At 73.6% G+C, this 13,136-nt stretch carries 6 protein-coding genes and 2 pseudogenes; 2 read left to right on the top strand and 6 right to left on the bottom strand.

The genetic code is table 11. The features are described from left to right. Positions 1-78: 78 nt before the first annotated feature. Together IE180_RS07355 and IE180_RS07350 are read left to right on the top strand one after the other, a co-directional pair. Positions 79-3,144 (top strand): annotated as a pseudogene (locus IE180_RS07355) (alpha-amylase family glycosyl hydrolase); the annotation flags it as partial. Between the two features lie 146 nt (positions 3,145-3,290). Beyond that, a pseudogene (locus IE180_RS07350) lies at positions 3,291-6,344 on the top strand (alpha-amylase family glycosyl hydrolase); the annotation flags it as partial. Between the two features lie 85 nt (positions 6,345-6,429). Here IE180_RS07350 and IE180_RS07345 read toward each other — a convergent pair. The 6 genes from IE180_RS07345 to IE180_RS07320 all read right to left on the bottom strand — a co-directional run bounded on the left by IE180_RS07345 (position 6,430) and on the right by IE180_RS07320 (position 13,115). Further along, positions 6,430-8,481, bottom strand: coding sequence for a radical SAM protein (locus IE180_RS07345; protein WP_190155959.1), 2,052 nt, complete (start codon positions 8,479-8,481; stop codon positions 6,430-6,432). 88 nt (positions 8,482-8,569) lie between these two features. Next, positions 8,570-9,514, bottom strand: a complete 945-nt coding sequence (locus IE180_RS07340) for an aldo/keto reductase (RefSeq protein ID WP_229860351.1) — start codon at positions 9,512-9,514, stop codon at positions 8,570-8,572. 35 nt (positions 9,515-9,549) lie between these two features. Beyond that, complete coding sequence (locus tag IE180_RS07335; RefSeq protein ID WP_190155958.1) at positions 9,550-11,037, bottom strand: GMC family oxidoreductase; 1,488 nt, start codon at positions 11,035-11,037, stop codon at positions 9,550-9,552. Further along, positions 11,034-11,975 carry an adenosine kinase gene (locus tag IE180_RS07330; RefSeq protein WP_190155957.1) on the bottom strand — a complete coding sequence of 314 codons (942 nt, stop codon included), beginning with the start codon at positions 11,973-11,975 and terminating at the stop codon, positions 11,034-11,036. The genes IE180_RS07335 and IE180_RS07330 overlap by 4 nt, the downstream gene beginning before the upstream one ends. A 98-nt stretch (positions 11,976-12,073) precedes the next feature. Then, on the bottom strand, positions 12,074-12,325 hold the full coding sequence (locus tag IE180_RS07325) for a CBM20 domain-containing protein (protein WP_190155956.1): 252 nt from the start codon (positions 12,323-12,325) through the stop codon (positions 12,074-12,076). 211 nt (positions 12,326-12,536) lie between these two features. Then, on the bottom strand, positions 12,537-13,115 hold the full coding sequence (locus IE180_RS07320; RefSeq protein ID WP_190155955.1) for a DinB family protein: 579 nt from the start codon (positions 13,113-13,115) through the stop codon (positions 12,537-12,539). Positions 13,116-13,136: the final 21 nt, after the last annotated feature.

The raw sequence follows: 13,136 nt of genomic DNA, 5'->3' as shown, positions 1-13,136 counted from the left end.
CCGCCCCTTCCGCACACAGACCCCTCCACGCTCCCGAGGAGCAGCACACCCGTGACCGGACCTCTCCGGCGCTCCGCCATGACCCTGGCGACCGCCCTCCTGGCGACGGCCCTCACCGGCACCCCGTCGACGGCGTCCACGACACCGGCACCCTCGCCGGCTCCGCCGCCGTCGGACCGGGCGCTCGCCGCCCAGCCCGCCCGCCACGACCTCACCCGCGAGCAGTTCTACCTGGCCCTGCCCGACCGCTTCGCCAACGGCGACACCGCCAACGACCGGGGCGGCCTCACCGGCGGCCGTCTGGAGACCGGTTTCGACCCCACGGACAAGAAGTTCTTCCAGGGCGGCGACCTCAAGGGCCTGACCGAGCGGCTCGACTACATCAAGGGCCTCGGCACCACCGCCCTGTGGATGGCCCCCGTCTTCACCAACATCCCCGTCCAGATCAGGGGGGACGCGAAGGACGCCACGGCCGGCTACCACGGCTACTGGATCACCGACTTCACCCGGGTCGACCCGCACTTCGGCACCAACGACGACCTCAGGAAGCTGATCGCCGCCGCCCACGCCAGGGGCATGAAGGTCTTCTTCGACGTCATCACCAACCACACGGCCGACACCGTCGACTACGCCGAGAAGGAGTACGGCTACCGCCCCAAGGGCGCGTTCCCCTACCTCGACAGCACCGGCCGCCCCTTCGACGACACCGCCGAGACCCCCCGGGTCGACGCCGACTCCTTCCCGTACACCCCGGTCGTCACGAAACCGGTCAAGGTCCCGGCCTGGCTCAACGACCCCACAATGTACCACAACCGGGGCGACTCCACCTTCGTCGGCGAGAGCGGCCTCGACGGGGACTTCTTCGGCCACGACGACCTGTGGACCGAACGCCCCGAGGTCGTCGAGGGCATGAAGCGGATCTACGAGAAGTGGGTCGAGGACTTCGCCATCGACGGCTTCCGCGTCGACACCGCCAAGAACGTCGACATGGACTTCTGGACCCGGTGGGCCACCGCGCTCGACGCCTACGCCGCGGCACGGGGACGCGAGGACTTCTTCATGTTCGCCGAGGCCTTCTCGGCCGACGCGACGATCACCGCCCCCTACGTCACCCAGGGACGCCTCGACTCCACGCTCGACTTCCCCCTCCAGGCCGCCCTGCGCAACTACGTCTCGCGCGGCGGACCCGCCGGAGACCTCGCGCACGTCCTCGCCCAGGACCACCGCTACACCACCGACAAGGCCAACGCCTACGAGCAGGTCACCTTCCTCGGCAGCCACGACATGGGCCGGATCGGCGCCTTTCTCACCCAGGACAACCCCGGCGCCACCGACGCCGAACTGCTCCGCCGCGACCGGCTCGCCCACGAACTGCTCCTCCTGAGCCGCGGCAACCCGGTCGTCTACGCCGGCGACGAACAGGGCTTCACCGGCGCCGGCGGCGACGCCGACGCCCGCCAGACCCTCTTCGCCTCACGGGTCCCCGACTACCTCGACGACGACCTCATCGGCACCGACCGCACCCACGCCACCGACGCCTTCGAACCGAGCCACCCCCTCTACCGGACGATCGCCGCACTCTCCCGCCTGACGAAGCGGCACCCCGCGCTGCGCGACGGCGTCCAGATCGAGCGCCACGTCGCCGACGGACAGGGCGTCTACGCCTTCTCCCGCGTCGACCCCCGGGACCGCACCGAGTACCTCGTCGCCGTCAACAACGCCGAGGAACCCCGCACCGCCGAGGTCCCCACCGGCGCTCCGCACCAGGACCTCCTCCCTCTGTACGGCACCCGCCGCCCCCTGCGCAGCGGACCCGCGGGCGACGTGACCGTCACCGTGCCCGCCCTGTCGACCGTCGTCCTCAGGGCCCGCACCCCGCTTCCCCGCAGCGCGGCCGCGCCCTCCCTCACCCTCTCCGTCCCCCCGGCCGGAGCCCGCGGCACCGTGGAGATCGACGCGGCCGTCTCCGGAGACCCCCTCAGCCGGGTGGTCTTCGCCGCCCAGGTCGGCGACGGACCCTGGCAGGTCCTCGGCTCCGCCGACCACGCCCCGTACAAGGTCACCCAGCAACTGCCCGCCACCGTGCCCGCCGGCACGACGGTCCGCTACAAGGCCGTCGTCGTGGACGGCTCCGGCCGCACCGCCGCCGCCCTCGGCACCACCACGACCGGCGAGAACCCGCCCCCGGCCAAACCGAAGGCGGAGCACCGGCACATCGTCGTGCACTACCGGCGGTCCGACGGCGACCACGACGGCCTGCGGCTGCGCGCCGGTTCCGTCACCGCGGAGTTCGCCGGCCGGGACGCGTACGGCGCCTTCGCGTGGGTGACCCCGCCCGAGGGAATGACGAGCCTCTCCTTCACCGTGGAGAAGGACGGCGTGCCCGACGGCCCCGCACGCGTCCTCGACGTCACCGCCGCCGGCGAGATCTGGACCCACCAGGGCACCACCCTGGTCGACGCCGTCCGCCCCGCCGCCGCCGAAGCCCCCCAGGACCCGACCAGGGCCGTGATCCACTACCACCGGCCCGACGGCGACTACGACGGCTGGGGACTGCACGCCTGGACCGGAGCCGCGCACCCGCCCGAATGGAACGATCCGATCCGGCCCGCGCGCCGCGACGCCTTCGGCCTCGTCTTCGAGGTGCCCCTCGGCGAGAGGGCCGGCTCCCTGAGCTACATCCTCCACAGGAAGGAGGAGAAGGACGTCCCCACCGACGAAGTCCTCGACTTCCGCCTCCACGGCCGCGAGGTCTGGCGCCTCGCCGGCGACCCCGTCCCCCTGTCGCCCTCCCTCGGCGGGGCCTTCCCGCTCGACCTGAGCCGCAGCGACGCCGTCTGGCTCGACGACACCACCGTCGTCTGGCGCGGCACCGGCACCGGAGTCGCCAGCCAGCAACTCGTCTACGCCCCCGGAGGCATCACGCTCGCCGACGGGGCCCTCTCCGACGAGGGCCGGTGGCTGCGCCTCCTCCCCACCACCCTCACCGCCGACCAGCGAGCACGCCACCCCCGGTACGAGGGCTGGTCGGCCTTCGCCCTCGATCCCCGCGACCTCGACCGAGCCGCCGAGGCGCGACGAGGACAGCTGATCGCCACCCAGCGGGCCGCCGACGGCGCCCTCCTGGGCGCGACCGGCGTCCAACAGCCCACCCACTGAACCGCCCATCTGGAAGGGACCCAGACGTGCACGAGCCAGCCACCCCCACATCCGCTCCCGCCGCACCGCGCACCGCGCCCGCCCCCGCACGCTCCGGAGCACGCGTCGCCCTCGCCACCGCCGTCGCGCTGATGGCGACGGCCGTCGCCGCCCCCGCACCGGCGGCGACCGGCCACCGGACCCCCGCCCCGCCCTCCGACCGGACCCTCGCCGCCCAGCCCGCCCGCCACGACCTCACCCGCGAGCAGTTCTACTTCGTCCTGCCCGACCGCTTCGCCAACGGCGACACCGCCAACGACCGGGGCGGCCTCACCGGCGGCCGTCTGGAGACCGGCTTCGACCCCACCGACAAGGGCTTCTACCAGGGCGGCGACCTCAAGGGCCTGACCGAGCGGCTCGACTACATCAAGGGCCTGGGCACCACCGCCATCTGGATGGCGCCGATCTTCAAGAACAAGCCCGTCCAGGGCACCGGCAAGGACGCCTCCGCCGGCTACCACGGCTACTGGATCACCGACTTCACCCAGGTCGACCCCCACTTCGGGACCAACGACGACCTGAAGAGGCTGATCGCCGCCGCCCACGCCAAGGGCATGAAGGTCTTCTTCGACGTCATCACCAACCACACCGCCGACGTCATCCGCTCGGGCGAGAACCGGTACGCCTACCGCAGCAAGGGCGCCTACCCCTACCTGGACAGCACCGGCCGGCCCTTCGACGACACGAAGACCGCCGCCCCCGTGGACGCCGACGGCCTCCCGTACACGCCCGTCACCGCTCCCGCGGAGCGGAACGTCAAGAAGCCCGCCTGGCTCAACGACCCCACGATGTACCACAACCGGGGCGACTCCACCTTCGTCGGCGAGAGCGGCCTCTACGGCGACCACACCGGTCTCGACGACCTGTGGACCGAGCGCCCCGAGGTCGTGCGCGGACTCGCCGAGATCTACGAGCGGTGGGTCGGGGACTTCGCCGTCGACGGCTTCCGCGTCGACACCGTCAAGAACGTCGACATGGAGTTCTGGACCCAGTGGGCCACCGCCCTGGACGCCTACGCCGCCGAGCACGGACGGAAGGACTTCCTCGTCTTCGGCGAGGTCCTCTCCTCCGACCCCGCGGTCACCGCCCCGTACGTCACCCGGGGACGACTCGACTCCACCCTCGACTTCCCGCTCCAGCAGGCCGTCCGCGACGTCGTGTCCCTCGGCCGCCCCGCCTCCTCCCTCGCCGACGTCTTCGCCCAGGACTACCGCTACACCACCGACAAGGCCAACGCCTACGAGCAGGTCACCTTCCTCGGCAACCACGACATGGGCCGCCTGGGCGGCTTCCTGCGCAAGGACAACCCCGGCGCCGACGACCGGGAACTCCTCGCCCGGGCCCGCCTCGCCGACGAGATCCTCTTCCTCTCCCGCGGCAACCCCGTCGTCTACGCCGGCGACGAACAGGGCTTCACCGGCGCCGGCGGCGACAAGGACGCCCGCCAGACCCTCTTCGCCTCACGGGTCCCCGACTACCTCGACGACGACCTCATCGGCACCGACCGCACCCACGCCACCGACGCCTACGACACCACCCACCCGCTCTACCGCTCCATCGCCGAACTCTCCCGCCTGACGAAGCGGCACCCCGCGCTGCGCGACGGCGTGCAGATCGAGCGGTACGCGGACACCCGTGCCGCGGGAGTCCACGCGACCTCCAGGATCGACCCGAAGCGGCGGACCGAGTACCTGGTCGCGGTCAACAACGCCACCGCCCCACGGACCGTCACCTTCCGCACCGGGACCTCACGCACATCCTTCACCCCGCTCTACGGACACACCGCGGCGGTCCGCAGCGACGGCGACCGTGAGGTCACGCTCACCGTCCCGGCCCTGTCCTCGGTCGTCCTCGAGGCCGGCCGCCCCCTGGACACCCCCCGCACGGCACCCGCCCTGACGCTCAGGGCCCCGGCCGCCGGAGCCACCGGCACCGTCGAACTCTCCGCCGACGTCCGGGGCGGAGAACTGAGCCGCGTGGTCTTCGCCGCCCAGGTCGGCGACGGCCCCTGGAGCGTCCTCGGCTCCGCCGACCACGCCCCGTACAAGGTCACCCAGAACCTGCCCGGCGACACCCCCGCGGGCACCCCCCTGCGGTACAAGGCCGTCGTCGTCGACGACCTCGGACGCGTCGCGAGCGACCGCGCCGCCTCCACCGCCGGCGAGCCCGCCGCGCCCACGCGGCCCAGCGCCTTCGCACGCGACCACGCCGTCGTCCACTACCGGCGCCCCGACGGGGACTACACCGGCTGGAAGCTCGTGTCCGGCGGCACCACCGCCGAGTTCACCGGCCGCGACGCCTACGGCGCGTTCGCCTGGGTCAAGGTCGACCCCGCCACCGCCGGCGTCCCCTACACCGTCGAGAAGGACGGCGTGACGGACGGGCCCCGGCGCACCGTGGAACTGCGGCGCACCGGAGAGGTCTGGGTCGAGGCCGGCGCCGAGGGCCAGTCCGAGACCGTCCCCGCCGGGGTCTACCCGCCGCAGGACGAGAGGAAGGCCGTCATCCACTACCGCCGGCCGGACGGCGACTACACCGGCTGGGGGCTGCACACCTGGACCGGCGCCGCCGCCCCCACCGACTGGTCCCGGCCGCTCGCCCCGGTCCGCACCGACGCCTTCGGCGCGGTCTTCGAGGTGCCGCTGGCCGAAGGAGCCACCTCCCTCAGCTACATCGTCCACCGGGGCGACGAGAAGGACGTCCCCGGCGACCGCTCGCTCGAGTTCGGCTCCTACGGCAAGGAGGTCTGGCTCGTCGGCGGCGACACCGGCTACCTCCTCCCGAGCATCCGCACCACGCCGGACCTCGACCTCTCCCGCTCGGAGGCGACCTGGCTCGACGCCACCACCGTCGTGTGGGACGTCAAGGCGACCGACTCCACCAGTCAGCAGCTCGTCTACGGCCCCTCGGGAAGCATCGCGATCGAGGACGGCGCCCTCACCGACGAGGGGCGCTGGTTGAGGCTCCTGCCCACCGCCCTGACGGAGGAACAGCGGGCGGCCCGGCCCGACCTGGCGCACGCCCAGGCCTTCACCGTCGACCCCCGCGACCGCGACCGGATCCGGGAGGCGCTGCGCGGCCAGCTCGTCGCCACCCAGCGCAACACCGCGGGCGCCCTCCTCGCCGCCACCGGAGTGAGCGACGCGGACCCGCGCTGACCCGCACCGGAACGCACCGTGCCCCCGAGCCGCGAGCTCGGGGGCACGGTGCGTTCCGCCGGCACCTCGACGTTCAGCCCAGCGGGTGCGCCGAGCGGGCCGACGGACCACCGGCACGACGCAGGGCCTCGCCACGGAGCCGTACGAGCGCCGGGTCCCGCAGCTCGCGGGCGAGCAGCAGTCCGGCCAGCTCCTCGGCCGACACCGCGGAGCGCAGGGCGCGCACCGCGTCGATCAGCGCCGCGACCGACGGCACGTCGGCGGCCGGGGCTCCGTCCAGGAGCCGGTCGAGCGCGTCGGCCGAGGCCCCTGGCGCCCCGCTCGTCGGGGGCGTCGTCCCGAGGAGCGGGGCGGCCGCGTCGGGCGGGAGCAGCGCTGCGTACGCCGCGAGTTCCCCGTCGGCCGCGACCAGGAGCAGGTGCTTGGCCAGCAGCGCGGCCTCCGCGAAGGGCTCGCGGGAGGCGAGGGGGGCGAGCTCGGCCGCAGGGAGACCGAGCACACAGCCGGCGTGGAGCAGGATCTGCCGCACGCGCGCGGACTCGGGGGCCACGGGCAGCAGTTCCCCGGTCCGCGCCAGGAACCGGGCGACCACACCGTCGGCCTGCCGGGTGCACAGCTCCTCGCTGCCCCGGAAGTACCGCCCGAGGTAGGCCCGCCACCAGGCGAGCTGCACCCCGTACAGCCCGGTCACGACCTCCTCGTACGCCTCCCGGGACACCGGGCCCCGCTCCGCGAGGCCGCGCAGCAGGGGCACGAGCTCGCGGTAGACCAGCCGGATCCAGAGGTGCGGCGAGCGCTGCACCTCCCAGCACTGCTCCCGCACGTGGTCGGCGAGGACCTCCTCGACGGCCGTCCGGCCGGCGACGAGGTCCCTGCGCAGCCCGGTGGACGTGACGTCGAAGCGGTAGAGGTGGTCCTCGGCCGATGGTTCGCGGGCGTCCGGCAGCCGGGTGTCGACGAACCGTTCCAGTTCGGCGAACTCGCCGAGCAGCGGTTCGGGCGCGACCGCGACGCGGGGGTGGAGCGGATCGACGAACCGGCCCTTGATCTTGGCTATCTCCTCGGACAGGGCCTGGTAGAGGAAGACCTTGTCGAAGCGGTAGCTGAAGGAGAGCCCGACGTAAGGGAAGACCGTGCACCCCCGGCACTCCGGACGGAAGCCCACCTCCTCGTCCCTGACCCGCGCGAACTCCTCGTCCCGCACCGCGTCGGCCAGCCCCCGGCCCCACGGCACCGAGTTGTCGAAGGCGTGGTAGCAGGGCAGCACCAGCCGCCCGTCGGGGCCGACCGTCAGGATCCGCTTGTTGGCGTAGCACTGCGTCGGCGCGCTCGGGTCCTGCGTCTCCACGTACTTGCGGAAGTGCAGGTTGATCAGCGAGAAGGGCGCGTACAGCAGACCCAGCAGCAGATCGGGGAGGCAGGCGTCGTCGGGGCCGGGCGCCGCGGCGCGGGCCGGTCCGCAGGAGCCCCCGCCGGCCACCGGCCTGCCGTTCTGCTCCACCAGCTTCAGCTTGCGGGCCGTCCTGCGCACGTCCCGGACGGTGTCCTGCTCGTCGAAGTACTCGAACATGGTCGAGAAGTAGACGGTCACCCGGTTCTCCTGGGCGAAACGCAGCAGGTCCGGCACCTCGTCCACGTTCTCGCGCGTCACCACGCAGATCAGCTTCAGGTTCCCGGCGCCGGAGGCGACGATCCCCCGGATCACGTCCAGGGCCCGGTCGAGCGTCGGCACGCCCCGGATCGCCCGGTAGCGTTCGGGCCGCAGCGTGTCCAGGGACACGTTCATGGTGTCGACGTGCGGCACGATCGCGTCGATGTGCCGGGCGAACCGTATGCCGTTGCTGGTGATCTCGACGGTCATGCCGAGGGACTTCGCGTGCTGGACGATGCCGTCGATGTGCGGATGGAGCACCGGCTCCCCGCCGGTGAAGTCGACGTAGCGGACGCCGAGCGCGTGCAGCTCGTCCAGGATCCGGCGGCCCTGTTCGAGGGTGAGTTCCTCGTAGCCCTTGAACTTGTCGTCCTGCCAGACGTTGCAGTAGCCGCACAACGAGTTGCAGCGGAAGGTGATGTAGAACCGGGCCGACTCGAAGGAGCCCGCCACGGTCGCGGCGGTGGTGGTCACGGTGTTTCTCCGTCCAGGGGGCGCGCCGGGGACGGCCGGGGCGCTCGGGGGAAAGCCCGGCGCCGGAGCGGCGCCGGGCGGGGGCGGTTCACGGGAGCGGCGCGCCCCGCGCGGCCGTCCACAGCGCGTACCACTCCTCGTGGCCGAGGTCGGGCATCCGTCCCACCGCGTCGCGGCAGGCCCGGATCCGCTCCGGCCGGGAGGTCCCGACGACCGGGACGATCCCCGCGGGGTGACGCTGGAGCCACCACAGCACCACGGCCTCCGGGGTGGTGCCCTTGGCCTCGGCGAGCCGGGCCACGAGCGCGCCCGCCGGACCCGCCTGCGGGTCGGAGAAACGCCCGCCGGCGAGCGCGCCCCAGGCCTGGAGCTCGATGCCCCGCTCGCCGCAGTACTCCACGGTGCCCGAGGGGAAGCCGACCCCGGCGCCCGCCGGGGTGTTGACGAGCACCGCCTCCTCCACCCAGTCCCTGCGGTGGAGGCTCATCTCCAACTGGTCGACGGTCAGCGGCACGTCGAGGAAGGACTGGAGCCGCGCGATCTGGGCGGCGTTCATGTTGGACACGCCGAACCGGCGCACCAGGCCCTGCCGGTGCAGGGAGGCGAGCGCCCCCGCCAGCTCTTCCGGGTCGGCCAGCGGGTCGGGCCGGTGCAGCAGCAGGACGTCGACCGCGTCGGTCCGCAGCCGGGCGAGGCTCTCCTCCACCCGGCGCAGCACGCTGGGGCCGCGCAGGTCGTACAGGCCCGGCCGGCCCTCCTCCGGGAGCCGGATGCCGACCTTGGTCTGCAGCGTGATCCGGTCGCGCAAGCCCGGGGCCCGGGACAGCACCTCGCCGAACACGGCCTCGGACTTGCCGTACCGGTAGATGTCCGCGTGGTCGAACGCCGTGATGCCGGCGTCCAGCGCCGCCTCGACCGCGGCCTCGGCGCGGGCGACGTCGGCGGCCCGGTACGGCAGGTCGTCCCAGCCGCCGCCGAGCCCCATGCAGCCGTACACCAGTCGTCCGCCGCGGGCGGCGGGACTCTTCGTCATGCTCGTCGATCCTCCTGGGTCGATGCGGCCTCGGGTCACGAGGCGGCCATGGCGGCCGCCAGCATCTCGGCGGCGGCCAGGACGGGCAGCTGGGTGTTGGCGGCCGGGACCGTGGGCAGCACGGACGCGTCCGCCACCCGCAGGTTCGTCACGCCGTGCACCCGGCCCTCGCCGTCCACCACCGAGGACGGATCGTCCGCGGGCCCCGTCGCGCAGGTTCCCACCGGATGCCAGTACGTGCCGAGACGGGCGCGCAGCTCCGCCTCGGGCAGTTCGTGCGCGGCCGTCCCCTCCGACAGCCCGGCGAGCCCCTTCAGCGCCGCGGACCCGGCGAACCGGCGGGCGGTCGCGAGTCCCGACCGGAGCACGGCCACGTCGCGCCCGTCCGGGTCCGACAGGAACGCCGGATCGATCGCGGGCGACTCCTCCGGGTCGGTGGACCGCAGCCGCACCCGGCCCCGCGAGAGGGGCTTCATGAGGAAGGCCGACACCCCCGCCTCGTACCGGCCCGGCGGCAGGGAACCGAAGAGCGGCGGTCCGGCGCAGGGGAGGATGTGCAGGTCCCAGCCGCCCTCAGCGGCGTACTCGCTCGCCGCGCGGACGAGGACCCGGCTGACGTACAGCTCGCCCTCGCGTTCCTTCTCGGCGAGGGCCGCGTCCAACTCCGGTGTCGGCGCGAGCGGCAGGAAGACGCCGGGCTGGTCGCTCAGGTTCGCCCCCACCCCGGGCAGGTCCACCGTCGGGGAGACGCCGGTGTCCCGCAGCAGGTCGGCGGGGCCGATGCCGCTGCGCATCAGCAGCGCCGGGGAACCGAAGGCGCCGCCGGCCACCACGTACAGTCCCGCGCGGAGCGTGCGGGGCACGCCGCCGACGTGCACGACGACCCCCTCCACCCGCCCGCCGCGCAGGATCATCCGGTCGGCCACGGCGTTCCCGAGCACCGTGAGGTTCGCCCGCCCGCGGGTGTCCGCGTCGAGATAGGCGAGTGAGGCGTTCCGGCGGAGGCCGTTCACGGCGTTGATCAGTGGGAAACCGTAGCCGGGCGACCCGGGCAGACCCATGTCGACCTCGCCGTGCCCGAGTTCCCGGGCGGCCTCGACGGCGGCCCGGCTCCACGGGGACAGCTCGCGGTCGGGCACCTCGCGCAGTCCCATGCGGCGCACGGCCGCGGCGCGGTACGGCTCCATGGCCGCGAAGCCCCATCGAGGACCGCCCGCACGCTCCCACTCGTCGTGGTCCGTCGTCGAACCCCAGGTGTTCCAGCAGCCGTTGACACAGGACGAACCGCCGATCACACGGCCGCGGAACCGATGGACGGGCACGTTCCGCTCCCACATGTCCTCGCGCGGGAGCGCACGGGCGTCGAGCGTCCCGGCAGGCCAGCCGCCCGGGTCCGGGCCGTAGTCGGGCCCCGCCTCGACGAGGCACACGGAGCGCCCGCCGTCCTCGCTGAGCCGGGAGGCGAGGACGCAGCCGGCCACGCCTCCGCCCAGGACGACGACGTCGTAGGAGTCGGCGGTCACTCGGCGCCCCCCGCGGCGGACCGGGGGCCGGTGAGCGCGGCGACCTCGTCGATCAGCGTGGCACGGTCGATGGCGTCGCTCCCGGTGGCCGGTACGGTGCAGGCGTAGGCTCCGGCGACGGCGCCGTGGAGGGCGCACCGCCGGGGGTCCTCGCCGGAGAGGCGGGCGAAGAGGAAACCGGCCGCGTAGGCGTCGCCCGCGCCGTTGGAGTCCACCACCGGTTCGCGCGGGGCGACGGCCGGGACGTGGACCGGGTCCTCGTCGGCGGCGGTGAGCAGGTAGGAGCCCTCGGCTCCCGCGGTGGCGACGACGACCTCGGCCCGGCCCCGCTCCAGGACGCGGCGCATGGTCGACGCGGGGTCCGGCAGGGCGGTGGTGGAGACGAAGACGATGTCGGCGGCGTAGGCGAAGGCCTCGTGGTAAGGATTCTCGCCGTCCCAGTTGTGCAGGTCCGTGGAGACGGTGAGGCCGGCCTCGCGCAGGAGGGGCAGGGCGAAGGCACACGGATAGGTGATGGACACGTGGGCGTGGCGGCTGGCCGCGGCCAGCTTGTGGACCAGGTCCTCGGGGAGGCGGTCGGACTCCCGCGAACGGGTGTCGTCGTAGAGCGACAGCCTGCGGCCGTCCGGGTCGACGAGGTTGACGGCCCGCTTCGTGCCGCCCGGCAGGGGGATCTCGGTGAAGCCGATGCCCCTGTCGCGGTGGAAGGCGCGGACGAGGTCCCCGGACGGGTCGTCGCCGATCATGTCGACGTGGTGGGTGCGCAGCCCCAGGGCGTGGAGGCCGAGGGCCACGAAGTCCCCGGTCTGGCCCGCCCGGGTCTCGATGCCCGGTCGGATCATGTAGCTGTCGGCGTAGGGGAGCGGGAGCTCGGGGACGTAGACGATCGTGTCGACGCCCGACCCTCCCAGGACGAGGACGTCGTAGGTGCTGCTCATTGCTGTTCCTCTCGCGTGCGGGTGCTGTCGACTGCCGCGCACCGGGGGTGGGTCCGGCCCGGCGCGGCCGGGCCGGACCCACCCCCGGTGCGGACGGATCAGTCGCGCCAGGTGTCCGTGAGGGACGCGCCGTCCTCCGCCGGCACGGTGGCCGTGCGGTCGGCTCCGCTCTCCCGGGTGACGTCGCCGAGGTGTTCCGTCGGCGAGACGGCCCCGGCGCCGTCGGCGCCGGGGGAAGCCGCCGCGGGCGGGGCGGACGCGGCGAGCGTGGCGGTGAGCCCGGGCGGGAGGGCGGCGGATGCGGATAACGCGGTGGTGCGCCTGGACGTGGCGGCGAGGCCGATCGTCATGGGGCTCCTCTTGCGGGTGCGGGTGCGGGTGCGGGTGCGGGTGCGGGGACGAGGCTCGTATCGTCCCAGGAGGATGGAAGTTCTTGCTGTAAATTTCCGCAAGAACTTGAGCAAGCTAGGGGCGAACTCCCGTGGGAGTCAAGGGTCCTGACGTGGCGTCCGGGGCGCGCGGGCCGCCGACCGGCGCTCGTCGGCCGTCGGCCGTCGGCGTTCAGCGTCCCGGCTCCCACGGCCGGAACCAGGGGTCGGGCCACGCCTCGGCCGCGGCGAGCAGTGGATAGAGGGTCGCGCCGTCGATGCTTTCGCGGATGACGTCGGCGTGACCCCCGTGGCGTGCCGTCTCCTCGATCAGGTGCAGCAGGACCCAGCGGACCGACCACTCCTCGACCTCGGCGGGGAACCAGGGGAGTCCCCGTGGCACGGGAACGGCCTGTCCGAGGTCCGCGACGCCGGCGATCACCGCGTCCGTCCGCTCGGCCGCCGCCGCGTGCGCGGCCAGTGCCCAGGCCAGGGTCTCGTCCGGGGCGAGCCGGAACTCGTCGTCGTCCGACTCGTCCGCCCTCCGCTGCGGCTCCCGCTGCTGCTGGAGGATGAGGTCGGTCCAGAAGGTCTCGCACCGTGCGGCGTGCTTGATCAGCCCGCCGATGCTCAACTCGCCGGCGGAGGCCGCCGTGCGGGCCTGTTCGTCCGTCAGGCCGTGGGCGGTGACGCGCAACGCGCGCCGCTGGTGGGCGAGATAGGCGGTCAGGGCGGTGCGCTCGTCGGCGACGGGCGGGGCGAATCCCGGCATGACTGGTCCCTCTCTGAATTG

This window comes from Streptomyces litmocidini (assembly GCF_014649755.1).
GTDB classification, from domain to species: domain Bacteria; phylum Actinomycetota; class Actinomycetes; order Streptomycetales; family Streptomycetaceae; genus Streptomyces; species Streptomyces litmocidini.
The sequence above is the reverse complement of the archived record's forward strand: the minus strand, read 5'-3'. Positions and strand labels throughout refer to the sequence as shown.